The organism is Tsukamurella ocularis (genome assembly GCF_024807615.1).
Classification (GTDB): domain Bacteria; phylum Actinomycetota; class Actinomycetes; order Mycobacteriales; family Mycobacteriaceae; genus Tsukamurella; species Tsukamurella ocularis.
Map to the genome: position 1 here is coordinate 918061 of NZ_JANUCJ010000002.1, position 25273 is coordinate 943333.

Consider the following 25273-nt stretch of genomic DNA (forward strand, 5'->3'; position numbering starts at 1 on the left):
AGACGCTCAGCCCTTGCACGACACCAGGGTGGTGCCCACCATCGAAACGACGAAGCCGCCGCAGGTCGCCGCGCCCGAGAAGGCCCCGGCGAAGCCGAAGCGCGAGCAGACGGCGGATCTCACCCGGGTCCTCCTGTTCCTCGGCGTGGTGATCGCGCACTGCGTGACCACGATCAACTACTCCCCGGACGTGATCCGCCAGACCGGACTGGTCTCGGCGGCGCTGCACCTCACCCGCTACGGCTTCGTCGCGGTGACGCTCTTCGTGCTGGTCCTAAGCATGCGCGGCCGCACGATGACGGCCCGGGAGTTCTGGCGCAAGCGCTTCGGGCTCATCGTGGGCCCGTACCTGGTGTGGACCCTCGTCTACTCGGTCACCGACCACCTGCTCATCGCCGGCGATCCGTTCCCCTCACCCGGGCGGTGGCTGGGCGATCTCGCGCGCACCACCCTGACCGGTGACGCGAAGTACCAGCTGTACTTCCTGCTGATCTCGATGCAGATCTACCTGTTCTTCCCGGCGCTGCAGAGGCTCTCCCGCACGCTCGAAGGGCACCCGTGGACGGTGCTGCTGACCGCGGGCGCGATCCAGCTCGGTTTCTTCGCCTTCTACCAGTACGCGCCGCGGCCGGCGGGCCAGCCGTGGGAGACACTGTTCAACCACATGTGGAAGCTGCTCCCCATGTACGTGCTCTTCGTGGCGATGGGCATGCTCGCCGCGCAGCACTACGAGAAGGTCGGCCCCTGGCTCCGAGCGCACGCCCTGCGGCTGGTCGCCCTTTGCCTCGCGGCGGGCGCCTTCAGCCTCATGATCTACCTGCGCGATACCGAGCCCGGGAACGTTCCGGACGCCGTCACCGCGGCGTGGAACCCGCTGTACCTCCCCTGGTACATCGCCGCGACGATCCTGATCTGGCTCGCCGCGATGATGTGGGATGACCTCCGCGCTTCGGGCCGGGCCGTGGGCGAGCGCGTCGTCTCCTACGCGACGATCCGCGCCTTCGGCGTCTTCGCGGTGCACCCGCTGATGCTCGACATCCTCAGCGAGGTCGGCTTCTTCGACCTACTGGGCAGCTGGTTCCCCGCGTCGGCGTTCCTGCGCGCCGCGACGCTGTCGGTCGTCGTGCTGGCGATGTCGCTGCTCTTCGTCGACCTGGTGCTGCGGACGCCGGTCAGCCGCTGGATCGTGGCCCGCGAACGGGCCTGAGCGACCCGCGCGTCAGTACCAGCTCGACGGTGCCGCCTGCGGCTTCTGCAGCCACAGCGCGTCCGTCGGGATGCCCGGCACACCGCTTTGCCAGCGCCGGAGCGCCTCGTCGCGGAGCACCTGGTCGAACTGCTCGTTGCGTGTCCGCTGATCCACGTACAGCAGCGTCTGCACGCCGGCCAGGAAGGGCACCGTCAGGACCTGCCCGATCACCGCGCCGATACCCGCGATGGCGAGACCCGTCACCGTCGAGCCCGCGAGGGTCTCGAGCCCGGCACCGTCGTCGACGAGCACGCTGACGATGCCGAACGGGATCGAGACCACGATCGTGACGATGCCGGTGATGAGATAGGTGAGCAGCAGGATGCCGAGGACCCGCCAGAAGCCCGGCCTCTGCAGCTCGAAACCGCGCTTGAGCGCCGCGATCGGGCCGAGCTGTTCGACGACGACGGCTGGGTATGCGAGGGAGACGGTCGGCAGGATCGCCAGGTACCCGACAATCAGCACGAACAGGAGCACGAACGCGAGGAGGACCGCCACGACGGGCCCGGCGTCGCCCGCCGCCACCGCGACGGCGACGACGAGGCCCACCACCAACGCGGTGGGCACCAGAAAGATGAGGAACTGCAGCACGCTGAGGCCGATCAGCGAGAGCAGGCGGGGACCGATCGCCCGCACCGCCTCTCCGGCGCTGCTCCGCTCCCCCATCACCGCACGCGCGACCGCGACCGTCAGGACGCCCGTGAGGAAGAGCGTGGCGATGCCTGCTACCAGCCCGACGCCGATGCTGAGCCCCGTCGCGGCGGCGACGTCACCTAGCGCCGCGTCCGTCTCGGCGTCCGGATCCACCGCGATGCGCGTCATGGGGATCTGCGCCAGGAAGGTGATCAGCTGCGTGACCAGCACGAGCACCGCCGTCAGCCCGACCATGACGCCGGGGTTGCTACGGATTGCGGCCATCGCCCCGCCGTAGATGTCACTCAGGTCGAGCTGGCGTAGCACGACGATCCCGACCTTCACCTCGGGGGCGGGCGCTCCCCAGCCGGGGCCGGGCTGCCCGTATGTCTGCTGGTGGTAACCCTGCGGGTATCCCGGCTGGGCGTACCCGGGCTGCTGGGCGTACTGCTGTGCCCACGGGTCGCCGTACGGGTACTGCGGCGGGGCCGGCTGCTGGTACCCGAACTGCGGGGAGCCGCCGGTGGGGCCAGCCCACTGACCATCGGGGCCGTAGCTGGGCTGATTGCCGGTTCCGTCGGGATTCACAGCACACATCCTGCATTGCGAATGCACTCTTTTCAACTCGCCCGAGGCTCGAAGTCCGTAGGGTGAGCAACGACATCCTCGACGTCTCATCCGATCGGAGGAACGCATGATCCTGGTGACCGGAGCAACGGGGGTCGTCGGACGCCGCGTGGTCGCGCAGCTCGCGGCGAACGGGGCCTCGGTTCGCGCGACGAGCCGGACACCGGAAGCCGCGGACTTGCCGGACGGTATCGAGACGCAGTCGTCGTCTGCCCCCGCGCACGCGCTCGTGGACGGGTGCGCGTCCGTGCTGATCGTCGCGTCCGCACTGGGTTCCGCGCCGCACGACCGGCTCGCCGAGTTCGTCGCCGCCGCGAACGCCGCGCAGGTGGGTCGTCTGGTGCACCTCTCGACCGCGTCCGTCACGGACCCGCTGAGCCCGACCGGCGCACACCACCGCGCTCTCGAAGAGGTGAGCGCCGGCTTCGCCGGGACGAGGCACGTGCTGCGTCCGGTCCCGTTCGCGCTGAACACGCTGCACTGGTGGGGCCCGACGGTCCGCGCGGGCCGGTTCGCGGAGGCCCCCTACCTCGACGTGCCGATGCTGCCCGTCGATGAGCGGGATGTCGCCGACGTGGCCGCAACCCTCCTGCTCGGTACGCCCGAGCCCGACGGTCCGCTGCACCTCACGGGGCCCGAGGCGCTCAGCTCGCGCGAGCAGCTCGGCCTGCTGGCCAAGGCATTGGAAACTCCCCTCGACGTGCGCGAGATCGAACCCGACGAGGTGCGGCGGCGGCTCGCCGGGGCCGGCGTGCCCGCGCCCGCCGTCGAGTCGTTGCTGCGGTCCTTCGAGGTCGCCGCATTGGGTCCGATCGCTCCAAGCGACGTCGTCGAGCGGACCACCGGGCGGCCGGCCCGCACCTATGCGCAGTGGATCGCCGACCACGTCGAGCAGTTCCGTTGATCCGCAGATCCGCACGGTGACACCGGGGAGGATTCCGCCTCTGGTCGCGCATGCCGTAATATGTCTCGCGCGTCGAGTTCGATGCACGCGGGCGTAGCTCAATGGTAGAGCCCTAGTCTTCCAAACTAGCTACGCGGGTTCGATTCCCGTCGCCCGCTCCAGTACGAAAGCCCCGGCGCCGACCGGGGCTTTCGTCGCTCTCCCGCAGCTCGGCGAGGACGGCGCGCGACATGGAGGCAGTCGCGACCACGGCGGCGACCGCCGTCATCGATTACTTGTTCACCGCTGGGTTCCGCGCCGCGACGGGGTCGAGCCCGGCGGTGTGGCGCCGGCGCGCCCGACTGCTCGCGTCGCTGCCGATGCTGCGCACCGCGACCGTCACGGAGACCGCGGGACGGCTCGGCTACGCGACGCCCGCGGCGTTCACCGCCGCCTTCACCGCCGAGTTCGGGACGCCCCCGTCGCGTATCCGCACCGCATAGGGTCTCCCCATGACCGAACCACTCCTGATCGAGCGCGACGGCCCCGTCGTCACTTGGACGCTGAACGATCCCGCCGCCCGCAACCCCGTCTCCGACGAGGCGATGATCGAGGCGATCGAGCGCGCGGTAGACGCGGTCAACCGCGACGACGAGGTGCGGGTCGCGATCCTCACCGGCGCCGGTTCGGCGTTCAGTTCCGGCGGCAACGTCAAGCACATGCGCGACAAGGAGGGCATGTTCGGCGGCACCCCGGCACAGCAGCGGCAGGGCTACCGGCACGGCATCCAGCGCATCCCCCGCGCGCTGTACCACTGCGAAGTCCCGACGGTGGCGGCAGTGAACGGCCCGGCGATCGGCGCGGGCTGCGACCTCGCGATGATGTGCGACCTGCGGGTGGCGTCCACGAAGGCGGTCTTCGCCGAGAGCTTCGTTAAGGTGGGGCTCATCCCGGGCGACGGCGGCGCGTGGCTGCTGCCGCGCATCGTCGGCATGGCCCGGGCCACGGAGATGGCGCTCACCGGCGAAGCGGTCGATGCGGCGACCGCGCTTGACTGGGGCATGGTCTCGAGCGTCGTCGAGCCCGACGAGCTGCTCGGTGCGGCCCGGGCGCTCGCGGACCGGGTGGCCGCGAATCCGCCGCAGGCGCTGCGCATGACGAAGCGGCTGCTCCGCGAGGGCCAGCACCAGAGCCTCGACGCGCTGCTCGAGCTCTCGGCGGCCATGCAGACGATCGCGCACTCCACCGCGGATCACCACGAGGCCGTCGCCGCGATGCTCGACAAGCGGCCGCCGCGGTTCACCGGGAACTGACCTTCGCGGGAACCGATCCCGCACATTTCTAGAACACGTTATAGTCCGCGCATGGCGCAGGACTGGGACACGACGGCGGACGTGGTGGTGGTCGGATTCGGCGGCGCGGGCGCGGCGGCGGCCCTGGCGGCCCGCGAGGCCGGGGCCGACGTGCTGGCCCTGGACCGGTATCTCGGCGGCGGCGCGACGAACCTCTCGGGCGGCATCGTCTACGCCGGCGGCGGCACCCGGATCCAGCGGGCGGCGGGCGTCGACGACGACGTCGAGAACATGCTCGCCTACCTGCGCCTCGAGGTCGGCGACGCGGTGTCCGACGAGACCCTACGGCGGTTCTGCGAGCAGTCCCCCGCGATGATCGACTGGCTGATGGACCACGGCGTGCCCTTCGACCCGTCACTGTGCCCGTTCAAGACGTCCTACCCCACCGACGACTACTACCTGTACTTCTCCGGCAGCGAGAACTCCGGCGGCTTCCGCGAGGCGGCGAAACCGCGCCAGCGCGGACACCGCGCCCACGGCCCCGGCGTCTCGGGCAAGAAGCTCTACGGGCCGCTCGCCGCATCGGCCGCGGCACACGGCGTCCGGGTCCACACCGGCACTCGCGCGACCGGCCTGATCGTCGAGGACGGGCGGGCCGTCGGCGTCGAGGCCACGACGATCGAGAACGCGCCCGCCTCAGTCCGGCGACGGTTCGCCGTCCTCACCCGTATCTCAGCGAAACCAGGCGTCTACCACCAGGGCCTGCGCGCGGCGATGCAGCGACTGCTGAACCGGATCGAACGCCGACACGGCCGGCCGATCCGCATCCGCGCCCGCTCGGGCGTCGTCCTGAGCACCGGCGGCTTCGTCGCCAACGGCGCGATGGTGGGCGAGCACGCGCCGGGCTACCCCTGGCCGCAGGGCCTGCCGCTCGGCACCGCCGGCGACGACGGCAGCGGTATCCGGCTCGGCATCTCGGCGGGCGGCGCCACGGACCGCATGGACTCCCTGTCGAACTGGCGGTTCATCGCGCCGCCGAGCGGGTACCTCGGCGCGCTCGCCGTCGACGCGGACGGTCGGCGGATGGTCGACGAGTCCCGGTACGGCGCGGCCCTGGGCGCCGCCATCGCGGACGCGCCGGGGCATCGCGCCTGGCTGCTCGTCGACGCCGAGCTGGCGGCCGGGGTGCGGGAGCAGATCGGCGAGCAGACCGTGTGGTTTCAGCGACTTCAGCTCGAGCGTCTCCTCCGCATCGGCAGCGTCTCCGCGCCCACCGTCGAGCAGGCCGCGACCCGCGCCGGGATCGACCCCGCCGGGTTGCGGCGCACCGTCGACGAGCACAACGAGGCGATCGCGCTGGGCCGGCCGGACCCGTTCGGCAAGCCCGACGATCTCCGCAGGCCCGCCACCAAGGCCCCGTTCACCCTGCTCGACATCTCTTTCACCGACCGGATGACCTACCCCATGCCGATGCTCACGCTGGGCGGACTGGTCGTCGACGAGTACTCGGGCGCGGTCCGCACCGACGCCGGGACCGCGATTCCCGGCCTGTTCGCGGCGGGCCGCACCGCCGTGGGAATCTGCTCGAACTCCTACGTCAGCGGGCTCTCGCTCGCCGACTGCATCTTCTCCGGCCGGCGCGCGGGCGCCGCCGCCGTCGCGCCCTCCGACGCGCTCGACGGGGCTTAGCGCCGCTCCCCGGCGGGCAGCGCCGGGGCCATCACCCAGAGGACGCGGGCACCGCCGGGGCCCGCGACGAAGGTGTGCGGTCGCCCCGGGTCGAAGGTCATGGCGTCCCCGGCGGCCAGGTGGACGCCCGGCTCCGGCGGGAACGCGAGGCGCAGCTCGCCGCGCTGCACCAGGACCAAGGACACCTCCGCGGGGAGCGCGTACGCCTCGTCGCCGCTGCCGCCCCCGGGCTCGATCTCACTGAGCAGCACCTGGACCCGCTGCTCCCCCGACGGCGTGAGCAGGAATTCCGCGAGGCCGTCGCCGCCGAAGCGCACCTGCGGGTAGGCGTCCGCGCGGACGATCGACCCGGCGGCGCCACCGTCGAAGAGCGATCCGACGGGGACCTCCAGCGCCTCGCACCACCGGACCAGGACCGCCATCGACGGCGCCGCCAGGCCCCGCTCCACCTTGGACAGATAGCCCTTGGTGACGCCGATGCGCTCCGCGACGCCCGCGAGCGTCAGGCGGCGGGCCCGGCGGGCCGCCTTGAGCGCGGCACCCACCTGATCCGGCACGGCGAGAACGTCATCCGCCCGCACAGCAGTGGCATCCAACAGATGTTTCCTTTCAGGAAACTCGAGTTGACAAGTCGGTCGATGTCCCACACTATGTGATCCGGCCCACAAAAGCAGCCCCTGCGAGAGGATCCATCCGTGTCTGACGAAACCCAGCGCCCTTCTCAGCCCCGCGGACCGGTGGATGCGAGCCTCGTCCCCCGCTACTGCGGGCCGGAGACCTTCGCCCGCCTGCCCCGCCTCGACGAGGTCGACGGTGCCGCCGTCGCCGTCCTCGGGATCCCCTTCGATTCGGGCGTGAGCTACCGCCCCGGCGCGCGCTTCGGCCCCGGCCACATCCGGGCCTCGTCGAAGCTGCTGCGGCCCTACAACCCCGCGCTGGACGTCTCGCCCTTCGCGGTGCACCAGGTGGCCGACGCCGGCGATCTCGCGGTGAACCCGTTCGACATCGTCGAGGCGCTGGGGACCGTCGAGGCCGAGATCACGCGCCTGCGCGGAGCCGGGTCCAAGGTGCTCACCCTCGGCGGCGATCACACGCTGGCGCTGCCGATCCTGCGCGCCGTCGCCGCCGACCGCGGCCCCGTCGCCGTGCTGCACTTCGACGCGCACCTCGACACCTGGGACACCTACTTCGGCGCCCCGTACACGCACGGCACCCCGTTCCGGCGGGCCAGCGAGGAAGGTCTGATCGACCTCCAGCGCTCGATGCACATCGGCATCCGCGGACCCCTCTACGGCGAGCAGGACCTCACCGCCGACGGCGTCCTCGGCTTCCAGGTGGTGCGCTCCGACGACTACGAGAACGACGGCCTGGCCAGCGTGATCGAGCGCATGCGCCGGCGCCTCGCCGGGCCCGACGGTGCCGGTGGCCCCGTCTACGTCTCCGTCGACATCGACGTGCTCGACCCCGCGCACGCGCCCGGCACCGGCACCCCCGAGGCCGGCGGGATGACGAGCCGCGAGCTACTCAACACGATCCGCGCCCTCGTCGGCACGGACGTCGTCGGGGCGGACGTCGTCGAGGTCGCCCCGCCGTACGACCATGCCGAGCTGACCGGCGTTGCGGCGGCGCACGTGGCCTACGAACTGCTGTCGGTGCTCGCGGTGAACGAGGCGGCCTCGTGAACAGCGTCGCTGCGGGGCTCATGGCGCGCCAGTCCACCGAGCGATCCCTGCCCAATCCGGGAGTGACCAAGGGCCCCGCGCTCAAGCGTTCGATGGGCGTCGTTCACCTCACCGCGGTGAGCATCGGCGCGACGCTGGGCACCGGCATCTTCGTCATCCTCGGGACCGCCACGCCGAAGGCAGGCCCCGCGATCATCCTCGCCTTCGTCCTGGCGGCGGTCACCGCGCTGTTCTCAGCCCTCTCCTACGCCGAACTCGCCAGCGCCATCCCCGCATCCGGAAGCGCGTACTCGTACACCTACGCCTCCACCGGAGAGCTCTTCGCGTGGCTGTGCGGGTGGTGTCTCATGCTCGAGTACGGCGTCTCGGTGGCCGCGGTCGCCGTCGGGTGGGGTCAGTACATCAACGAGCTCTTGGATCAGGCTTTCGGCGTACAGTTGCCTGCGGCCCTGGCCAATCCGCCCGGCACAGATGGCGGTGTCGTTAACCTGCCCGCCATCGTGATCGTCCTGCTGGCGACCGCACTCCTGCTCCGCGGCACCACCGAGAGCGCCGCCGTGAACACCGCGATGGTCGCGATCAAGATCGTGATCCTCGTGCTGTTCTGCATCGTCGCGTTCACCGCCTTCCACGCCGGCAACCTGACACCCTTCGCGCCGCTCGGCATCGCCGGCATCACCGCGGCGGCGGGCCAGGTCTTCTTCTCCTACATCGGCTTCGACGCGGCGTCCACGGCGGGCGACGAGGCGAAGGATCCCAAGCGCGATCTGCCGCGGGCCATCATGCTCTCGCTGCTCATCACGACGGTGATCTACTGCCTGGTCGCGATCGCCGCGGTCGGGGCACTGCCCTGGCAGGACATGCCGAAGGACGCTCCGCTCGCCGCGATCCTCACTGCGGTCACCTCCAGCACCTGGCCCTCGATCCTGCTGTCGGTCGGCGCCGCGATCTCCATCGCCAGCGTCGTGCTCGCGGTGCTCTACGGGCAGACCCGCATCCTCTACACCATGAGCCGGGACGGCCTGGTACCCAAGGCCTTCTCGAAGGTCGGCTCGCGCTCCCACGTCCCCTACATCAACATCGCGGTGGTGGGCATCGTGGTCGCCGCCGTCGCGGGCCTGGTGCCGCTCGGCCAACTCGCCGAGGCGACGTCCATCGGTGCGCTGTTCGCGTTCGCACTGGTGAACCTTGCCGTGATCATCCTCCGAAACACCCGGCCGGACCTCGAGCGCGGCTTCACCGCCCCGTTCACGGTGACGATCCCGCGCGCTGACGGGCCCCTGCACCTCCCCCTGGTGCCGATCCTCGGGATCGTCTTCTGCGGCATTCTCGTCCGCGAGCTCGACATCGTGACGTGGCAGGCCTTCGGCTGGTGGACCCTGGCAGGAGTCGTGGTCTACGCGCTGTACGGCTACCGGCACTCACGGCTGCGACAGGACGTCGACCTCGCGAAGGACGCGCGATGACGGTCACCGTCGGCATGTTCCAAGGGCCGGAGGGACTCGGGTCGGAGCCGGACGTCGCGCGGAATCTGGCGGCGATCGACGCGGCCGCCGCCCGCGCGGCCGCCGCGGGAGCGCAGATCCTGGTCACGCCCGAGATGTCGGTGTCCGGCTACGACATCGGCACGGCCGCACGGGACCTCGCCCGCCCGCGCGGCGGCGAGTACCACGCAGCGATCGCAGGCATCGCCGGCCGGCACGGCGTCGCCGTCGTCGCCGGCTACCCGGAACTCGACGACGGCACCGTCTTCAACGCCGTCACCGTCGTCTCGCCCGACGGTGCCGAGCTCGCGCACTACCGCAAGACGCACCTGTTCGGCGACCTCGACCGCACGATGTTCGCGCCGGGCGGTGAGCTGCCCGTACAGTTCGACCTCGGCGGCCTGCGGTGCGGACTCCTCATCTGCTACGACGTGGAGTTCCCCGAAGCCGTCCGCGCCCAGGCGGACGCCGGCGCCGACCTGCTCCTGATCCCCACGGGCCTGATGGAGCCGTTCGGCCGCATCGCGGAACAGATCGTCCCGGTGCGCGCCTTCGAGAGCCAGTTGTACATCGCCTACACCAACCACTGCGGCCGGGAGACCTCGCTCGAGTACTGCGGGCTGAGCACCGCGGCGGGACCCGACGGCGACGTCGTGGCCCGGGCCGGGCGCGCCGAGGAACTGCTCGTCTTCACCGCCGACCCGGAGGCCCTGCGCGAGGCGCGGATCGCCAACACCTACCTGCGCGACCGGCGCACCGACCTGTACTGAGCCCCGCACCCCAGGAGCCCACATGACCCAACCCGCCATGCCCGCCCACGGCCCGTCCGCCTCGGACGCTCCCCTGACGATGTTCGGCCCCGACTTCCCCTTCGCCTACGACGACTGGGTCGCCCACCCCGACGGCCTCGGGACGGTGCCCGATGCCGTGCGCGGCACCGAGGTCGCCGTCATCGGCGCCGGCCTCGCCGGGCTGACCGCCGCCTACGAGCTGGCACGCCTCGGCTTGAAACCCATCGTGTACGAGGCCGACCGGATCGGCGGCCGGATGCGCAGCGAGCGCTTCGAGGGCTACGCCGACGACCTGGTGGCGGAGATGGGCGCGATGCGCTTCCCGCCGTCCTCGACCACGCTGCAGCATTACCTCGATCTCGCGGGCCTGGAGACCGAGGCCTTCCCCAATCCCCTCTCCGAAGCGACGCCCAGCACCGTCATCGATCTCAAGGGCCGTAGCCACTACGCCCGCACCGCCGCCGATCTCCCGCCGGAGTTCGCCGAGGTCGCCCGCGCCTGGGACGCCACGCTCGCCGACTACGCCGACGCCGCCGAGCTGCAGGACGCGATCCGCACGCGCGACGTCCCGCGCATCCGCGCCGTGTGGTCGCGCCTCGTCGAGGAGCTCGACGACCAGACCTTCTACGGCTTCCTCACCGCCTCGAAGCACTTCCGCTCGTTCGCGCACCGGGAGCTGTTCGGGCAGGTCGGATTCGGGACCGGTGGCTGGGACACCGACTACCCCAACTCGATGCTGGAGATCCTCCGCGTCACCTGCACCGCCGCCGACGACCACCATCGCGGCATCGTCGGCGGCGCGGACCGGCTGCCGAAGCACCTGTGGGAGAGCCCGTTCGACGGTGCGCGGTCCGTCCGGGACCTCAACGGCGGCGCGCACCGTCCCGCCGTGACGGCGATCCGCCGCACCGCCGGCCCGGGCGGCGCCCCGGCCTACACGCTGACCGACGCGGCCGGCGAGACCCGCACCTACCCGGCGGCCGTCTTCACGGGCCAGGCGTGGATGCTGCTCAACACGATCGACTGCGACGACGACCTGCTGCCGATCGACCACTGGACCGCCGTGGAGCGCACCCATTACATGGGCAGCTCCAAGGTCTTCGCGCTGGTGGACCGGCCTTTCTGGCTCGACGTCGACCCGGCCACGGGCCGCGACACCCTGTCCATGACGCTCACGGACCGGATGAGCCGCGGCACCTACCTGCTCGACCACGGGCCCGACCGTCCCGGCGTGATCTGCCTGTCGTACACCTGGTCCGACGACTCGCTCAAGGTGCTGCCGCTGGACGTGAACGCGCGGCTCGACCTGATGCTCAAGTCGCTCGGCGAGATCTACCCCGGCGTCGACATCCGCAGCCACATCATCGCCACCCCGAAGACGGTCTCGTGGGAGACGGAGCGGTACTTCATGGGCGCCTTCAAAGCGAACCTGCCCGGGCACTACCGCTACCAGGAGCGGCTGTACACGCACTTCATGCAGGAGTCCCTGGATCCGCGGCACCGCGGCTTCTTCCTGGCGGGCGACGACATCTCGTGGACCGCCGGGTGGGCCGAGGGCGCGCTGCAGACCGCGCTCAACGCGGTATGGGGCGTCGTGCACCACCTGGGCGGGGGCGCACCTTCGACGAACCCCGGACCGGGCGACGTCTTCGCGGACATCGCCCCGGTCCGTCTCGGCGACGAGCGGGGCACGCGCGCCTGAGTTCGGTCGCGAGGCCGGTCGACGAGGTCAGTCTCGGCGCACCGCAGTCACCAGGCCCCCGTCGGCGGGGATCATCGTGACGTTGCGGTGCCGCGGCTGCTCGGCGGGCGCATCGGTCATCGCGAGATCCACGCGCAGCAGGATCTGCGTGACCACCGACCGCAGCTCCGCCATAGCCAGCCCCGCGCCGAGGCAGCGGCGGGTGCCGCCGCCGAAGGGCATCAGCTTCTGCGGTGACGGTTTGACGCCGAGGAAGCGCTCGGGGTCGAACGCGTAGGGCCGCGTATACAGGTCCTCGCGGTGGTGCAGCAGCAGAATCGAGATCAGGGCGATCACCCCGCGCTCGACGACGTACGGCCCGAACTGCCAGTCCGACAGCAGCTCCCGTGCGACGACCGGGACCACGGGACGGTTGCGCATCGACTCGTTGATGAGCGCCTCGATGTACGCCTCGTCGCCCTCCCGGGCCGCCTCCACGGACCGGCGGTACACGTCGGGGTTGCGGGTGAGCCGCTCGAAGGTCCACGCCACCGAGTTCGACGTCGTCTCGTGCCCCGCGAGGACCAGCGTGAGCAGCTCGTCGCGGATCTCGCTGTCCGCCAGGGGCGCACCGTCATCGCCGCGGGCCGCCATCAGCACAGTGAGGATGTCCGACCGGCCGGCCCCGTCGGGACCGTCGGCACCCTCGTTCCGGCGCTCGGCGATCACGGCGTAGATGGCGCGGTCGAGCGGGCGCAGGATCATCTTCAGCACGCCCCGCGGCTCGGGGCTGCGCGCGTTCACCAGCTGCACCGCGGTCGCGAGCGGATGCGTCGAGAGCTGCAGCAGCCGGACCATCGACGTGCGGACCGCGCTCTCGGCGGCGGTGGCACCCGCCTCGTCCTCGATCCCGAAGACCGCCGACATGATCACGTCGAGGGTGATCTGCTGGCCGATGTCCGCCAGGGCCACCGGCTCCCCCGTCCGCCATTCGTCGATCCGATACGCGGTGGCCGCGTCGATCCGCCGCTGATACTCGGTGACCGCCCGGCCGTGGAACTGCGGCAGCAGCAGGCCACGCTGCTGCTTGTGGCGCGGACCGACGGCGGTGAGCACCGAGTCCGGACCCACGACGGGGCGCAGCGGCGAGAAGCGGGTGGCCGAGGGCGCATCGTCCGGCCGTGACATCAGGGAGGCGATGTGCGCAGGATTCGATACGAGCACCACCTGACCGGGGCCGCCGGCGAACTCGGACCGGAAGACGTCGCCGTAACGCTCCGCGGCCCGGAAGGTCACGTCGCCCTCCCGCAGCGTGTAGCTCAGCGACGCTCGCAGCGGGCCGAGCGGGAGCGACGGGGCCGCGCGGAGGGCGGCCACGCCCGCGGCGTCGACGGGGCCCGCATCGTCGGAGTTCGCGCCATCGATACCCGCGCACGCGGGATCGCGCAGGTGCCACGCGGGCTCGGGGATCGACAGGGTGCGGGCGACGGTGCCGCCGAGCCCGGTGCCGAGGCCGGCGCGGAAGGCTCGTGTGATCGTGGTCATGGGCGTCCTCCTGGATCGATTGTGCACGCCGAACGGTGAGCGCGGGCGGACCACCGGGATCGTCAGGGGACGACGACGCCGCCGGGACCGTACTGGCGATCCCTCGCGGCCATCGCGCGGTGGATGTCGCGCGCGCCGTAGTCGAGGCCGTCGCGGTCGTGGGTGAGCCACGCGATCGCGAGGACGAACGCTGTGATGACGAGAACGGTGATCATGGCCTTCTCCTTCTCCGACGTCCGGTGTGTGTGTTCCGAATCACCTTCGACGGTACGAGTCGGATCGGCGCAGGTCAGCGTGCCCAGGACGGAACTCCAGATCCGCCTGCGGACGGGCGCGCGGATCCGACCCAGGTAGGACGACCCGGTGGTGTCGCACGACTACGATGCACACCATGCGCTGGCTACGGTGGTTGGAGGCGCGGTACCGGAGAGCACTCGCGCAGCTCGGGTACGAATACCCGCCGTACTACATGATGATCACCGAGATCGCGATGTTCGCCCTGGTGATCGCGGCGGCCGTGCCCAGGTTCCTCGCAAGCCCGCACGGCACCCAGTGGATTTGGCTCCTCGGCGCCTGCGCGATCTCTCTGGGACACACCGCTGCCAGCCTGCTCAGCACCTGGTCGGTGTCGCTCACGGCGCATTCGATCGCCACCTTGACCACGGCCGCCCTGTTCTGGTGCGTCCCCGCTCCCTTCGACGTCGTACCGCTCATGGTGATCTTGGGCATCACTCAGGTGGCCGCGGTGACACCGGTTCGCATCACCGCCATACACCTGGCGATCTACGAGGCGGTCGTGATCACGGCCGGGGTACTCGGCGCGATCCATCAGGCATGGCTCATCGCGCTCACAGTGTGCTTCGGGGCGGCCGTCGGTCAGCTGCTGCAGAACCAACTCCTGCTGCTCCGGGCCGAGCGGCGCGCGCAGGCCTCCCGCACCGCGCTCGACCGCGCCGCCATCGCCGGCGAGGTGCACGACGTGGTCGCGCACTCCTTGGCCGTGGTGCTGCTCAACGTCACCGCTGCGCGCCGGGCACTCGAGTCCGACGACGACCGGGCCGAGGCCGTCGAGGCGCTCCGCGATGCGGAGACCCAGGGGCGGACCGCGATGAAGGACATCCGCACCACCATCGAACTCCTTCGGTCCGACAGCGCCGACGCCGCCCAGCCCGGCCTCCCCGAAGTCCCCGAGCTCGTAGCGTCATTTGCGCGCGCCGGCCTGGCCGTCGAGCTGGACCAACGCGCCCCGTCGACGGCGCTCTCGGGCACCGCCGGCCTCGCCGCCTTCCGGCTCGTGCAGGAGTCGCTCGCGAACGCCGTCAAACACGCGCCGGGCGCGCGGGTCTCGGTGGTCATCGCGCCACGTCACACGGGCCGCATCGGGATCCGGGTCTCGTGCCCCGTCGCCGACGGTGCCCGGCGCGCCCCCGGCGGCACGGGACTGACGGGGATGCGTGCCCGCGTGGAGAGCGCGGGCGGCGCCCTGACAGCGGGGCCCACCGACGGCGTGTGGCTGGTCGATGCCGTCTTTCCCGCCGAGACCGGTGCCGGGGCAACCGGTTCGATCGAAGGAGACCTTCCGTGACCGACCGACCGATCCGCCTCGTTCTGGTTGACGACCAGGACCTGGTCCGAGTGGGCCTGCGCCGGATCCTGCGCCGCCGCGACGGCTTCGAGGTGGTGGGCGAGTGCGCCGACGGCGACGAGGTCGCCGCCGCCGTCGCGGCGGCGGCTCCCGACGTCGTGCTGATGGACCTACGCATGAAGCGAATCAGCGGGATGGAGGCCACGCGGCGCCTCACCACGTCCGCGGGTGCGCCACCGGTGCTGGTGCTCACCACCTTCCGCGACGACGACCTGCTTTCCGAGGCGCTGCGCGCGGGCGCCTCCGGCTTCGTCCTCAAGGACTCGCCCGCGGAGGAGCTCATCCGCGCGGTGCGCCTCGTCGCCGCCGGGGAGGCGGTCCTCGACCCCGCGGTCACCGGCCGCGTGCTCGAGACCTATCGCACGGCGGCGCCGGCGGTGGCGGCACCGTCGGGCGAGGCCTCGCGACTGACCTCCCGTGAGGCCGACGTGCTCGCACTCGTCGGCCGCGGACTCTCGAACGACGACATCGCCGCCGAGCTGGTGATCTCAATCGTCACCGTGAAGAGCCACATCGGCTCGATCTTTACCAAGCTGGACGTGCGCAACCGCGCGGAGGCGATAGTTTTCGCGTTCGATCACGGCATCGTCCGACCCGGCGGCTGACGCAATTGAACGCTGTTTCGGCGGCGAAAAACGCAGGTCGACGCCGCCGAAACAGTGTTCAATCGGGAGGAGAGGCGCTACTGGCGCTCGATGAAGGCCGGCTTCTGCTTGTTCGCGGCCGCGGTGCGGGCGATCACGTGGTTCTTGCCACGGATCAGACCGAGCTGCAGGGCCTGCTCGACGGGGAAGGACAGGCGCGAACCGCTGTACCAGGTGTTCTCGAACAGCGCCTTGGACGCGGCCACCGCGTCGGGTGAGCGCTCCTTGAGCTTCTCCGCCAACTCCAGTGCGTCCTTCATCGGATCGGCGGAGACACCGGTGACGAGGCCCCAGTCGAGCGCCTGCTTCGCGGAGAACATCTCGCCGGTCATCGTGAGGCGCTTAGCGACGTCGATGGTGGTCAGCTGGGCGATGGACGCCGAGATCGACATGTCGGGGATGAGGCCCCACTTGGCCTCGAGGATCGAGAAGTCCGCCTCACTCGAGGCGTAGCGGAAGTCCGCGCCCAGCGCGATCTGCAAGCCGCCGCCGTAGCAGTGGCCGTGTACCACCGCGATCACCGGCGCGGGCACGCTGCGCCACGCCCAGCCCGCGGCCTGGAAGTTGTTCGCCGCCGAGATGCGCTTGGGCACGAAGTTCATGAGCAGGCGGCGCTGTTCCTTGCCCGCCGAGGCGAAGTCGAGGCCGGAGCTGAACGAGCTGCCCTCGCCGGAGAGGATCACGGCGCGCAGCGAGCGATCGTTCTTCGCGCGATCAGCGGCCTTCGCGAGGTCGTCGATCATGTCCAGGGTGAGGCCGTTGTGCTTCTCGGGTCGATTGATCCGCACGTGGGCGACCTCGTCGCGCACCTCGTAGTCGATGTTCGACATCCGCTTCTCCTCGTTTCGCCTCGCCTTGGCCGTCATCTGCAACCCTAGCCGCCGCGTCGGTCCCCGTATGGGAAGGCACGGCTGAAGTAAAGTGGCGCTCATGGCGGTCACGTTGCACATCACGGGGGAACCCGAGTCGGACGCGGTGCTCTCGGAGCATCCGTTCGCGCTGCTCGCGGGCATGCTTCTCGACCAGCAGTTCCCGATGGAACGCGCGTTCGCGGGTCCGTGGAAGGTGCTCGACAGGTTCGGCAGCATCGACCCGCGCGACATCGCGGTCGCGGACCCGGTCCGGTTCGAGGAACTGTGCACCACGCCGCCCGCGATCCACCGCTACGGCCGTGCCATGGCGGCGCGCCTACAGACACTCGCCCAGATCGTCGTCGACGAGTACGACGGGCAGGCTGAGCGGATCTGGACGGAAGCTGCGTCCGGCGCCGATCTGGTGAAGCGGATCGAGGCCCTCCCCGGCTTCGGCGCCCAGAAAGCGAAGATCTTCGCCGCGCTCGTCGGCAAGCAGCTCGGCGTGAAGCCGCGCGGCTGGGCGACGGCGGTCGGCGACTACGGCAAGGCCGGATACCGGTCGGTCGCGGACGTCGTCGACGGCGAGTCCCTCCAGAAGGTGCGGGCCCATAAGAAGGAGATGAAGGCAGCGGCGAAGAAGGCGGGCGCATGACCGGCCCCGGTCCGTACGGCGGCGGCGGCGGCCAGAATCCGAACCAGCCGGGTCAGGCCTACTCGCAGGCGATCCCGCTGCCGAACCCGCCGCGCGGCCCCGCCGCGCCGGGCCCAGTGCCCGGCAGCGCTCCGCCTCCGCCGCCACAGAAGCCCAACTCGGGCCGCAACGTGATCCTGGCCCTCGTCGCCGTCGCGTCGGTCGTCGCGCTCATCGCTGCCATCGTGGTGGCCGCACTCCTCAGTGACTCCAACGGCGCCGAACCCGGCAAGGACACCGCGTCGGCGACGACCGGCGCGGGGGCGGTCTTCCGCATCAACGACTGCCTCTACGACGTTCCCGAGGCCCCGAAGGTAGGCAACTGCGACGACGGCGGTTCGCCGTACAAGGTCACCCAGGTGATGCCCGCCGGAGAGAAGTGCCGCACCGAGCAGACCTCGATCGCGCGGGGCCTGTGGTACTGTCTCACGCCCAATCTGAACGTGAACTACTGCTACACGGCCCCCGTGCCGGGCACCTGGATCAAGGCGGCCGGGCAGTGCGGCGCGCCGGGAACCATCACCGTCGTCTCCGTGGTGGGCGGTCTCAAGGACTCCGGGCGCTGCTCGGGCGAATGGGACCGCAGCTACTTCTTCGACGACCCGGTGTACACGATCTGCGCGAAGTCCTACACGTAGTCAGCGTGGGCCGAGGCCCTGGGCGGAATAGGGCGGCGTCGCCGTTGAACTAGGCTGGTCGGGTGCCCGTCACCATGCCCCACGACCTCCCCGCCCGGGCCGTCCTGGCCGCGGAGCAGGTGTTCGTCATGTCCGACGACCGCGCGGGACATCAGGACATCCGCCCCATGCGGATCGCCATCCTGAACCTGATGCCGATGAAGGTCACCACCGAGACCCAGCTGCTGCGCCTGCTCAGTAACAGCCCGCTGCAGATCGAGCTGACCCTCCTGCGCATGGCCAGCCACGTCTCGCGGACCACCGCATCCGAGCACCTCGACTCGTTCTACTCCACCTTCGACGACGTGGCCGAGCAGCACTTCGACGGCCTCATCATTACCGGGGCCCCCGTCGAGCGGCTCGACTTCGAGGACGTCGACTACTGGCCGGAGATGACCCGGATCCTCGACTGGACGCGGACTAACGTGCAGTCCACCCTGCACGTCTGCTGGGGCGCCCAGGCGGCGCTGTACCACCACTACGGCGTCGGGAAACACGAACTGCCCCAGAAGCTCTCGGGCGTCTACCCGCACCGTCTCACCGCGACACGATCGCCGGTGGTCACCGGCTTCGACGACGACTTCCTGGCCCCGCACTCGCGGCACACGGACGTCGATGCGGCCGACGTCGAGGCGACCGGCCACGTCGACGTGCTGGCCGTCAGCGACGAGGCCGGCGTGTACCTCGCGGCGAGCCGCGACGGCCGGCAGGTCTACGTGACGGGCCATCCGGAGTACGACGCGGACACCCTTGCCCGCGAGTACGCGCGGGACAGTGAGCAGGGCCTCCCGGTCGCGCCGCCCGCCCACTACTTCCCGGGCGATGACCCCGCGCAGCTTCCACGCAACCGCTGGCGCGGGCACGGGAACCTGCTCTACGGCAACTGGCTCAACTACTGCGTCTACCAGGAGACGCCGTTCGACCCGGACGGCGCCTAGCCGGTCAGCCCTGAGCGGGCGGATCACCGCCGTCCGCCGCGGGAGTCTCCGCCGCGGTCGCAGACTCCGGCACGGCGAGCGACTCGGGCGGGACCTCGACGGCGTCCACCTCGACGACCGAGGCGACGACGACCGCGGGCGGAACCGCGACCGACGGCGCGGCCACGACCCTCGCCGGCCTCGGCCGGCTGGGCTGCGCCGCCTTGGCGACCTCACTCGCGGTACGCAGCGCGAACTTCGGCAGGCTCGCGAGCAGATCCGTGACGGGCTCGGCGACGGTGTTCGCCGCGCCGACCACGGTCTCGATGTCGCCCAACCGCTGCCCCATCGCGGCGATCGTCGGCGTGAGCTTGTTCATCGCCTCGGTCACCTCCGCGAGCCTCTGCACCACGCCGTCCTCCGCGGTGAAGGCGTCGACGATGCCGCCCTCGCGAGTGGCGCGGTCGAGCGGCCCGTCGGGCCGGATCACGCGATCGACAGGGCCGCCCTCGTCGAACAGGTCCGCCACCCGGTCGGCCGCCCCTCCGGGGCCCACCACACGATGGATGGCGCCGTCGTCGCTGAGCAGTTCGGAAACGCGGTGCACGATGTGTGGCACGCGTTGCGCAGCGGTGATCAGGTTCTCGTGGCGGGTTCCGCCGCCGGATCCGGGATCGATCTTGTCTGCGGCCATCGACACGACATCGCGCGCGACTCCGACCGAGGTCTCGGCGGCGGCGAGGCCCAGGCTCGCCGCAGCCAGCCCGACGCGGGCGGGGGCGAGCAGTACTTTCGGAAACTCCATGGACCCAGCGTAACGCCGATCCGCGATGGCGGAATCAGGAGATTCCCTGAGGTCAGATGCCAGGCGTGGGGCTGACGACGTAGGTCACCTCACCGTCGTTCGACGAGATCCCGACGGTGAAGCCGCGGCCGCGGTACACCGCCCCGATCTGGCCGGCGTCGAGCGGGACGCCCGGCGCCACGGGGACCAGGCCCGCCGCGAGCAGCGCGCGAGCGGCGGCCACGGTGTCGCGCCCCGCCACGGTGACCCGCCACATCGCGTGCCCGACCTCGATGGTCTCGGCCTTGCGGATCTCGCCGACCACCGGGACCTGCTGTGCCGGGAAACTTCCGGGCAGCGCGATGGGGCCCGCCGCGGGGCCACTGCAAGCGGTCACGAGAAGCCCGGAGACGACGAAGGCGGCGCCGATGCCGGCGCCGCCTCGTTTCGTACGATCCATGCGGATCAGAGCGAGATCTTGCCCTCGGCGATCGCGCGGATGAGCTGCTTTTCGCGACGAGCCCGCTTGAAACGCGAACCGATCACGAGCGCGGCCAACACCGCTAGGCCGGCCGCGGCGGCGAGCACCGGCGGCTTCGTCACGGTGGCGATCACCGACTGCTGCGCCTGCTCGGCGAGCTTGCGGGGGTCCGCCCGCTCGCCCAGCTGATCCAGCGTCGCCGCCAGCTGCTCCCGGGCGCGCTCGATGTCGCGCTCGATGCTCTCGGTGTCACGTGCCACTTCGCTCTTCCTCCGGGTCAGCCCGCCTGCAGATACTTCCCCGACTCTAGACCAGGCGACGCCGCCGCACCGCTCCGCGGGGCCCCGGCGTCGTGATCCGGCTCCGCCGCCAGGGCGAAGGTCGCCTGCACCTGCAGCCATTGCGCCAGGATCTGGCAGCCCGTGAGCTCGTAGTCCTCGTGCCGCAGGCGGGCCAACGGCTCTGTGGCGTACGCGGTGTGCCGGTTGCCGCGCAGGTTGTAGTCGCGGCCGCGGTACTGCACCCGCGGCAGATAGCCGAGGATCTCCCGGCCGGCCGTGCGCAGCCGGTCCACGTCGCGCCGCCACTGCCGGGAGCCGAAGGCCGTGCGAGTGGCGTTCTGGAAACGGTGGCCGAGGTACTCGCCCGCCGCCCGGGGCGCCCACGTCGCCAGGTCGCGCAGTGCCAGGTAGGCGGTGGCGTCGGCGATGTCGCGGACGAAGGAATCGACACTGGCGTTGCAGATCACGTCCTGCGGATGCGAGATCCACTGGAGCGGCAGCCCATCGGGTACCGACGGGCCGTCGCCCGCGACGCCGGAGCCGCACAACGCGGGATCACTGCCGTGCGGACGTTCGGGATCGGAGATCAGCCCGGCGGCGAGCACGTGCTGCGCGAGCACGGGACCGTCGGCCATCGCACCGAGGACCCGGCGGACCACGGTGCAGCCCTGGGAATAGCCGATGAGGACGACGGGACCGTCGGCTTCGGCGATCGCAGCCAGGAGGCGTTCGACGCCGATCGAGACGGATTCCGCGAACGAGACACCGTCGCGCGCCGGTACCGGGCCGTAGGAGGCGGGGTAGCCCACCCAGCGGGCGCCGAATCGTTCGTCGAGCTCGGCCACAACGTGGCTGAGCATGCCGGTCACCTCTGTGCGGGGATCGTCGATCCAGGATTCACCCGTGCCCCCGACGGCGAGCACGGTGATCCGGGCCCGGCCGGCGTCCGCCGGTGGCCGGGCCGCCCTGCTGTGGACGGTCAGCGTGTTCATGCGACAACCCTTGCGCTCGCGGATGTGAACGAGCTGAAATCCATGTTAAGAAACCGGTGATGTGTCCGAAGTAACAGCGAGGTCAGGGCTGACAGGTGGGGCACCAGTACAGGTTCCGAGCCTCCATGACCTCGGTCCGCACGGGCGTGCCGCACACGCGGCAGGGATCGCCGGTGCGCCGGTAGACGTAGGTCCGGGGCCGGTCCTCGGCGTACGACGTTGCGCCGTGGTCGTGTTCCGGCCGGACGACGTGCATGCGGCCGCGCTCCACGCCGATCGGCATCAGGGCGACCAAGTCGGCCCAGAGCCGAAAGAACTCCTCGTGGGAGACGTCGCGCCCCTCGCGATGCGGGTCGATCCCGGCACGGAAAAGGACCTCCGCGCGGTAGACGTTGCCGACGCCCGCCATCACCTTCTGGTCCATGAGCAGCGCGCCGATGGGCCGACGCGACCGCTCGATGCGCCGCCAGGCCTCGTCCGGATCGGAATCAGGCCGCAGCGGGTCGGGGCCGAGGCGGGCGAGGACCCCGTCGACCTGCTCCTCGGTGACGAGCTCGCACGCGGCGGGGCCGCGCAGGTCGGTGCCGCCGCGCGGTCCGACGATGCGGTACCTGACCTGCCCGACAGGAGGCGGTGCACCGTCGGATAACCCGAAGTCGGTGAAGGCGCCGTACAGGCCCAGATGGACGTGGACGATCAGTCCGCCGTCGTAGCGGTGCCAGAGGTGCTTGCCCCACGAGTCGGCGCGCTCGAAGACGCGACCGTCGAGGCGCTTCGCCTCCGGAGCGAACCTGCCCTGGGGGCTGGAGACGCGGACGCCCTCGCCCGCGAACAGTGCGTCGTGGGCGAGGGCGAGCCGGTGGAGTGTGTGCCCTTCGGGCATCGTCGGTGCCGGTCCGGGCCGATCAGGCCTCGGGCGCGCCCGGGACGGCGGGTGCGACGCCCGTGCGCTCGTACTCGGAGAGGATGTCGATGCGGCGCTGGTGCCGGGGCTCCTCCGACCACGCCTGGCCCAGGAAGGCGTCGACGATGGCGAGCGCCTCCTCCTTGCTGTGCATGCGGCCGCCGATGCCGATCAGCTGCGCATTATTGTGCTCGCGCGCCAGCTTCGCGGTCTCGACGCTCCAGGCGAGGGCGCAGCGAGCCCCGGGCACCTTGTTCGCGGCGATCTGCTCGCCGTTGCCGCTGCCGCCCAGCACGATCCCGAGGCTTCCCGGATCGGCCACGACGCGGGTTGCGGCGTCGATGCAGAACGCGGGGTAGTCATCGACCGCGTCGTACGTGTGGGCGCCGCAGTCGACGGCCTCGTGACCGCTCGCGGTCAGGTGCTCGATGATCTGGGACTTCAGTTCGAATCCGGCGTGGTCGCCGCCGAGGTAAACGCGCATGAGAACAAGTCTGACACGCGCCGCGCGCGCATCGATGAGCGGCACAGCCTACATTCGATGGCATGGATGACAGCACCGAGCAGACACCGGGCCAGGAGCCGCAGGGCGACTCCTCCCCCACCGCGTCCGCCCGCAGCGGGGCCTTCAGCACCGAACCCGACGAATCGACGATGCCGAGTACGGGCTTTTTCCCCGTGGTGCAGCCGGAGGAGCCGGCTGCGACCGAGGCCCCGTCGCCGTCAGACGCGACGACCTCCGCCATCCCCGCCGCGGACTTCCCCACCGAGCAGCACCAGTCCGGCGGGCACCACGCGCTGCCCGAGCTCGGCGCGCACGATCCGTCGGTGACTGCGGGCTTGGGTGCCCCCGTCCAGCAGCCCGGCGGATCGCCGTTCGCCTCAGGCCACTTCCCGGGCGCTCACTTCCCCGGCGGGAACTTCCCGGGCGGACCCGGCGGCCCCGTTCCGCCGGTACCTCAGGCCCCGTCGTATGCCGGCGCCCCGCGTCGTCACCCGTGGGAGATCCCGCTGCTGGTGATCGTGATCCTGGTGACCGTCGTGATCTACGGCGGTGCACTGCTCCTGGCCATGTTCGGCGTGGTGAACGAGTACCTACTGCTGGCACTTGTCGTGCCGGTCCTGCTGTGGCTCGGTCGAGGCCTGACCTGGGCATCGCCCCGCGTCCAGGGCGTGCAGATGACGCCCACGCAGTTCCCCGAGGGCTACCGCATGGTGCGCGAGGCCGCAGCGAGGTACGGCATGCGCGAGGTCCCCGACGCCTTCGTGGTGATCGGCAACGGCCAGATCAACGCCTTCGCGTCGGGCCACGGCTTCCGCCGCTTCGTGGTGGTTTACAGCGATCTGTTCGAGATCGGCGGCGAGGCCCGCGACCCCGACGCACTCGCGTACATCATTGGCCACGAGGTCGGCCATATCGCGGCGGGTCACGTCTCCTACTGGCGACAGGTCGGCTCCTTCGCGATGAGCTACCTGCCGGTGATCGGCGCAGCCCTGTCCCGCTCGCAGGAGTACACCGCCGACAACTACGGCTACTTCAACCAGCCCGCGGGTACGCCCGGCGGCATGGGCGTCCTCGGCGCCGGCAAGTACCTCGGCAAGGAGGTCGACTTCGACCAGCTCGCCGACCGTGCGTCGACCGACAAGGGCTTCTTCACTTGGCTGGTGAATCTCACGGCATCGCACCCCGTGCTCACCTGGCGCGCGGCCGCCCTGCGCAACCGCACCAAGGCCGGCTCACTGTGGTTCGCCCCCAGCGGCCCGACGCGCGGTGTCGGCGGCGGCGCGGTCGTTCCCGCCGGCCCCGTGCCCACGTACACCCAGCAGGAGGTGCTGGCCCCCGCGCCGGGGCAGGTGCCACCGGCGCCCTTCGGGCCGGGCCCCGTGCACCAGGTCCCGACGGGACCGTACGGCCCCACTCACGTCCCCGCGGACCAGCCTGCACCCGCGCAGCAGCCGTACCCGGAGGGCGGCTACTTCGCACAGCGGCACGCTCCGCAGGGCGACTCCAGCACGCAGGCGGGGAAGCCCGAACAGCCTGGGCAGAACGAGAACCCGCCGGCAGGCTCCTAATCCTCGCACCGACGAACCCCGCCGCACCGGCCATGGTGCGGCGGGGTTCGTCGTTCGCGGTGTCAGTCGAACGCGGGCTCCTCGTGGCGGCTGCGCTTGAGCTCGAAGAAGTGCGGGTAGCTCGCGAGGAGCACTGCGCCGTCCCACACGCGGCCCGCGTCGTCGCCGCGCGGGATGCGGGAGAGCACGGGCCCGAAGAAGGCGGTGCCGTTGACGTGGATGGTCGGGGTGCCGACGTCGTCGCCGACCTTGTCCATGCCGGCGTGGTGGCTCGCCCGTAGTGACTCGTCGTACTCAGTACTGTTCGCGGCGGCGGCCAGGTCCGACTCAAGGCCGGTCTCAGCGAGCGACTCGGCGATCACGACGTCCAGATCCTTGTTCTGCTCGTTGTGGATCCGGGTGCCCATGGCGGTGTACAGCTTCGGCAGCACCTCGTCGCCGTGGCGCTGGGCGGCGGCGATGAGCACACGCACCGGGCCCCACGCCGTCTTCATCAGCTCCCGGTAGATCTCGGGCAGATCGTCGCGCCCCTCGTTGAGGACGGCCAGGCTCATCACGTGGAACTGCACGTCGATGTCGCGCACCTTCTCGACCTCGAGGATCCAGCGCGAGGTGATCCAGCACCACGGGCACAGCGGGTCGAACCAGAATTCGACGCGATCCTTGACGGTGGACGGGGGGGTATCGGTCACTTCGGCTCCTGCTCGTGGGACGGTCACATCTCGATGAGATCCTGCTCCCTCCTGCAACACCGCGCACGCCGATCTGCTTCCC

Annotated in this window: 26 protein-coding genes, 1 tRNA gene and 1 pseudogene; 16 read left to right on the forward strand and 12 right to left on the reverse strand. The window is 70.9% G+C overall.

What is annotated here, in order from left to right; all coding sequences use genetic code 11:
* The first annotated feature begins 13 nt into the window (after window positions 1-13).
* Window positions 14-1207, forward strand: coding sequence for an acyltransferase (locus tag HNP44_RS10460; RefSeq protein ID WP_259139723.1), 1194 nt, complete (start codon window positions 14-16; stop codon window positions 1205-1207).
* Between the two features lie 12 nt (window positions 1208-1219).
* On the opposite strand, the gene HNP44_RS10465 is transcribed toward HNP44_RS10460, so the two are convergent.
* Window positions 1220-2470 carry a DUF2076 domain-containing protein gene (locus HNP44_RS10465; protein WP_259139722.1) on the reverse strand — a complete coding sequence of 417 codons (1251 nt, stop codon included), beginning with the start codon at window positions 2468-2470 and terminating at the stop codon, window positions 1220-1222.
* Between the two features lie 106 nt (window positions 2471-2576).
* Between HNP44_RS10465 and HNP44_RS10470 the strand changes: the two genes are divergently transcribed.
* The 5 genes from HNP44_RS10470 (at window position 2577) to HNP44_RS10490 (ending at window position 6373) form a co-directional block, all read left to right on the forward strand.
* Window positions 2577-3413 (forward strand): NAD(P)H-binding protein, encoded by an 837-nt coding sequence (locus HNP44_RS10470; protein ID WP_259139721.1) that lies wholly within the window; start codon window positions 2577-2579, stop codon window positions 3411-3413.
* Between the two features lie 87 nt (window positions 3414-3500).
* A tRNA-Gly gene (locus HNP44_RS10475) sits at window positions 3501-3574 on the forward strand.
* A gap of 69 nt (window positions 3575-3643) precedes the next feature.
* Window positions 3644-3895 (forward strand): helix-turn-helix domain-containing protein, encoded by a 252-nt coding sequence (locus HNP44_RS10480; RefSeq protein ID WP_374758764.1) that lies wholly within the window; start codon window positions 3644-3646, stop codon window positions 3893-3895.
* 9 nt (window positions 3896-3904) lie between these two features.
* A complete protein-coding gene (locus HNP44_RS10485; protein ID WP_259139720.1) occupies window positions 3905-4705 on the forward strand; it encodes a crotonase/enoyl-CoA hydratase family protein in 801 nt (266 codons plus the stop codon).
* Window positions 4706-4756: 51 nt separating this feature from the next.
* Window positions 4757-6373: an FAD-binding protein gene (locus HNP44_RS10490; RefSeq protein WP_259139718.1), complete on the forward strand. Its 1617-nt coding sequence runs from the start codon at window positions 4757-4759 to the stop codon at window positions 6371-6373.
* Here HNP44_RS10490 and HNP44_RS10495 read toward each other — a convergent pair.
* Window positions 6370-6969, reverse strand: a complete 600-nt coding sequence (locus tag HNP44_RS10495) for a helix-turn-helix domain-containing protein (RefSeq protein WP_259139717.1) — start codon at window positions 6967-6969, stop codon at window positions 6370-6372. The genes HNP44_RS10490 and HNP44_RS10495 overlap by 4 nt on opposite strands.
* 99 nt (window positions 6970-7068) lie before the next feature.
* On the opposite strand from HNP44_RS10495, the gene speB reads away from it, so the two are divergent.
* From speB to HNP44_RS10515, 4 genes are read left to right on the forward strand one after another with little or no spacing between them, the layout of a single operon-like run.
* Window positions 7069-8055, forward strand: a complete 987-nt coding sequence (gene speB, locus HNP44_RS10500; RefSeq protein ID WP_259139716.1) for an agmatinase — start codon at window positions 7069-7071, stop codon at window positions 8053-8055.
* A 20-nt stretch (window positions 8056-8075) separates the two neighbouring features.
* Window positions 8076-9521, forward strand: a complete 1446-nt coding sequence (locus tag HNP44_RS10505) for an amino acid permease (protein ID WP_259140255.1) — start codon at window positions 8076-8078, stop codon at window positions 9519-9521.
* Window positions 9518-10309 (forward strand): carbon-nitrogen hydrolase family protein, encoded by a 792-nt coding sequence (locus HNP44_RS10510; RefSeq protein ID WP_259139714.1) that lies wholly within the window; start codon window positions 9518-9520, stop codon window positions 10307-10309. Before HNP44_RS10505 ends, HNP44_RS10510 begins: the two co-directional genes overlap by 4 nt.
* Before the next feature lie 22 nt (window positions 10310-10331).
* The gene (locus HNP44_RS10515; RefSeq protein ID WP_259139712.1) at window positions 10332-12032 is read left to right on the forward strand and encodes a flavin monoamine oxidase family protein; all 1701 of its coding nucleotides are present in this window, start codon (window positions 10332-10334) and stop codon (window positions 12030-12032) included.
* Between the two features lie 27 nt (window positions 12033-12059).
* Here the strand turns inward: HNP44_RS10515 and HNP44_RS10520 are convergent, their stop codons facing one another.
* Both HNP44_RS10520 and HNP44_RS10525 read right to left on the reverse strand, forming a co-directional pair.
* Window positions 12060-13556, reverse strand: coding sequence for a cytochrome P450 (locus tag HNP44_RS10520; protein WP_259139711.1), 1497 nt, complete (start codon window positions 13554-13556; stop codon window positions 12060-12062).
* A gap of 62 nt (window positions 13557-13618) precedes the next feature.
* Window positions 13619-13771 (reverse strand): hypothetical protein, encoded by a 153-nt coding sequence (locus HNP44_RS10525; RefSeq protein ID WP_259139710.1) that lies wholly within the window; start codon window positions 13769-13771, stop codon window positions 13619-13621.
* 176 nt (window positions 13772-13947) lie between these two features.
* On the opposite strand from HNP44_RS10525, the gene HNP44_RS10530 reads away from it, so the two are divergent.
* Window positions 13948-15141: a sensor histidine kinase gene (locus tag HNP44_RS10530; RefSeq protein ID WP_259139709.1), complete on the forward strand. Its 1194-nt coding sequence runs from the start codon at window positions 13948-13950 to the stop codon at window positions 15139-15141.
* Complete coding sequence (locus HNP44_RS10535) at window positions 15138-15806, forward strand: response regulator transcription factor (protein ID WP_259139707.1); 669 nt, start codon at window positions 15138-15140, stop codon at window positions 15804-15806. Before HNP44_RS10530 ends, HNP44_RS10535 begins: the two co-directional genes overlap by 4 nt.
* Window positions 15807-15883: 77 nt before the next feature.
* On the opposite strand, the gene HNP44_RS10540 is transcribed toward HNP44_RS10535, so the two are convergent.
* Window positions 15884-16675, reverse strand: coding sequence for a crotonase/enoyl-CoA hydratase family protein (locus tag HNP44_RS10540; protein ID WP_259139706.1), 792 nt, complete (start codon window positions 16673-16675; stop codon window positions 15884-15886).
* Between the two features lie 100 nt (window positions 16676-16775).
* Between HNP44_RS10540 and HNP44_RS10545 the strand changes: the two genes are divergently transcribed.
* The 3 genes from HNP44_RS10545 to metA all read left to right on the forward strand — a co-directional run bounded on the left by HNP44_RS10545 (window position 16776) and on the right by metA (window position 19005).
* Window positions 16776-17351 (forward strand): HhH-GPD-type base excision DNA repair protein, encoded by a 576-nt coding sequence (locus HNP44_RS10545; RefSeq protein WP_224645501.1) that lies wholly within the window; start codon window positions 16776-16778, stop codon window positions 17349-17351.
* Complete coding sequence (locus tag HNP44_RS10550; protein WP_259139705.1) at window positions 17348-18028, forward strand: hypothetical protein; 681 nt, start codon at window positions 17348-17350, stop codon at window positions 18026-18028. Before HNP44_RS10545 ends, HNP44_RS10550 begins: the two co-directional genes overlap by 4 nt.
* Before the next feature lie 62 nt (window positions 18029-18090).
* On the forward strand, window positions 18091-19005 hold the full coding sequence (gene metA / locus HNP44_RS10555) for a homoserine O-acetyltransferase MetA (RefSeq protein ID WP_259139704.1): 915 nt from the start codon (window positions 18091-18093) through the stop codon (window positions 19003-19005).
* A 4-nt stretch (window positions 19006-19009) separates the two neighbouring features.
* On the opposite strand, the gene HNP44_RS10560 is transcribed toward metA, so the two are convergent.
* The 6 genes from HNP44_RS10560 to HNP44_RS10585 all read right to left on the reverse strand — a co-directional run bounded on the left by HNP44_RS10560 (window position 19010) and on the right by HNP44_RS10585 (window position 22910).
* Window positions 19010-19789: a hypothetical protein gene (locus HNP44_RS10560; RefSeq protein WP_259139702.1), complete on the reverse strand. Its 780-nt coding sequence runs from the start codon at window positions 19787-19789 to the stop codon at window positions 19010-19012.
* Between the two features lie 52 nt (window positions 19790-19841).
* Window positions 19842-20228 carry a hypothetical protein gene (locus HNP44_RS10565; RefSeq protein WP_259139701.1) on the reverse strand — a complete coding sequence of 129 codons (387 nt, stop codon included), beginning with the start codon at window positions 20226-20228 and terminating at the stop codon, window positions 19842-19844.
* A 5-nt stretch (window positions 20229-20233) separates the two neighbouring features.
* Complete coding sequence (locus HNP44_RS10570; protein WP_259139700.1) at window positions 20234-20509, reverse strand: DUF3618 domain-containing protein; 276 nt, start codon at window positions 20507-20509, stop codon at window positions 20234-20236.
* A gap of 17 nt (window positions 20510-20526) precedes the next feature.
* A complete protein-coding gene (locus HNP44_RS10575; RefSeq protein WP_259139699.1) occupies window positions 20527-21522 on the reverse strand; it encodes a PE-PPE domain-containing protein in 996 nt (331 codons plus the stop codon).
* A gap of 82 nt (window positions 21523-21604) precedes the next feature.
* Window positions 21605-22405 carry an Fpg/Nei family DNA glycosylase gene (locus HNP44_RS10580; RefSeq protein WP_259139697.1) on the reverse strand — a complete coding sequence of 267 codons (801 nt, stop codon included), beginning with the start codon at window positions 22403-22405 and terminating at the stop codon, window positions 21605-21607.
* 22 nt (window positions 22406-22427) lie between these two features.
* The gene (locus tag HNP44_RS10585) at window positions 22428-22910 is read right to left on the reverse strand and encodes a ribose-5-phosphate isomerase (protein ID WP_259139696.1); all 483 of its coding nucleotides are present in this window, start codon (window positions 22908-22910) and stop codon (window positions 22428-22430) included.
* A 521-nt stretch (window positions 22911-23431) separates the two neighbouring features.
* Here HNP44_RS10585 and HNP44_RS10590 point away from each other — a divergent pair.
* Window positions 23432-24328, forward strand: a pseudogene (locus HNP44_RS10590) (M48 family metallopeptidase); the annotation flags it as partial.
* A gap of 233 nt (window positions 24329-24561) precedes the next feature.
* Here the strand turns inward: HNP44_RS10590 and HNP44_RS10595 are convergent.
* Window positions 24562-25191, reverse strand: coding sequence for a DsbA family protein (locus tag HNP44_RS10595; RefSeq protein WP_259139695.1), 630 nt, complete (start codon window positions 25189-25191; stop codon window positions 24562-24564).
* Window positions 25192-25273 lie beyond the last annotated feature (82 nt).

Bases quoted from the DNA above. Each gene is read 5' to 3' on its own strand.
- HNP44_RS10520 (WP_259139711.1), bottom strand. From the start codon at position 13,556: ATGACCACGATCACACGAGCCTTCCGCGCCGGCCTCGGCACCGGGCTC.
- HNP44_RS10485 (WP_259139720.1), top strand. From the start codon at position 3,905: ATGACCGAACCACTCCTGATCGAGCGCGACGGCCCCGTCGTCACTTGG.
- HNP44_RS10545 (WP_224645501.1), top strand. From the start codon at position 16,776: ATGGCGGTCACGTTGCACATCACGGGGGAACCCGAGTCGGACGCGGTG.
- HNP44_RS10490 (WP_259139718.1), top strand. From the start codon at position 4,757: ATGGCGCAGGACTGGGACACGACGGCGGACGTGGTGGTGGTCGGATTC.
- HNP44_RS10580 (WP_259139697.1), bottom strand. From the start codon at position 22,405: ATGCCCGAAGGGCACACACTCCACCGGCTCGCCCTCGCCCACGACGCA.
- HNP44_RS10540 (WP_259139706.1), bottom strand. From the start codon at position 16,675: ATGTCGAACATCGACTACGAGGTGCGCGACGAGGTCGCCCACGTGCGG.
- HNP44_RS10565 (WP_259139701.1), bottom strand. From the start codon at position 20,228: ATGGATCGTACGAAACGAGGCGGCGCCGGCATCGGCGCCGCCTTCGTC.
- HNP44_RS10560 (WP_259139702.1), bottom strand. From the start codon at position 19,789: ATGGAGTTTCCGAAAGTACTGCTCGCCCCCGCCCGCGTCGGGCTGGCT.
- HNP44_RS10530 (WP_259139709.1), top strand. From the start codon at position 13,948: ATGCGCTGGCTACGGTGGTTGGAGGCGCGGTACCGGAGAGCACTCGCG.
- HNP44_RS10525 (WP_259139710.1), bottom strand. From the start codon at position 13,771: ATGATCACCGTTCTCGTCATCACAGCGTTCGTCCTCGCGATCGCGTGG.
- HNP44_RS10550 (WP_259139705.1), top strand. From the start codon at position 17,348: ATGACCGGCCCCGGTCCGTACGGCGGCGGCGGCGGCCAGAATCCGAAC.
- HNP44_RS10575 (WP_259139699.1), bottom strand. From the start codon at position 21,522: ATGAACACGCTGACCGTCCACAGCAGGGCGGCCCGGCCACCGGCGGAC.
- HNP44_RS10515 (WP_259139712.1), top strand. From the start codon at position 10,332: ATGACCCAACCCGCCATGCCCGCCCACGGCCCGTCCGCCTCGGACGCT.
- HNP44_RS10480 (WP_374758764.1), top strand. From the start codon at position 3,644: ATGGAGGCAGTCGCGACCACGGCGGCGACCGCCGTCATCGATTACTTG.
- HNP44_RS10510 (WP_259139714.1), top strand. From the start codon at position 9,518: ATGACGGTCACCGTCGGCATGTTCCAAGGGCCGGAGGGACTCGGGTCG.
- HNP44_RS10505 (WP_259140255.1), top strand. From the start codon at position 8,076: ATGGCGCGCCAGTCCACCGAGCGATCCCTGCCCAATCCGGGAGTGACC.
- HNP44_RS10470 (WP_259139721.1), top strand. From the start codon at position 2,577: ATGATCCTGGTGACCGGAGCAACGGGGGTCGTCGGACGCCGCGTGGTC.
- HNP44_RS10585 (WP_259139696.1), bottom strand. From the start codon at position 22,910: ATGCGCGTTTACCTCGGCGGCGACCACGCCGGATTCGAACTGAAGTCC.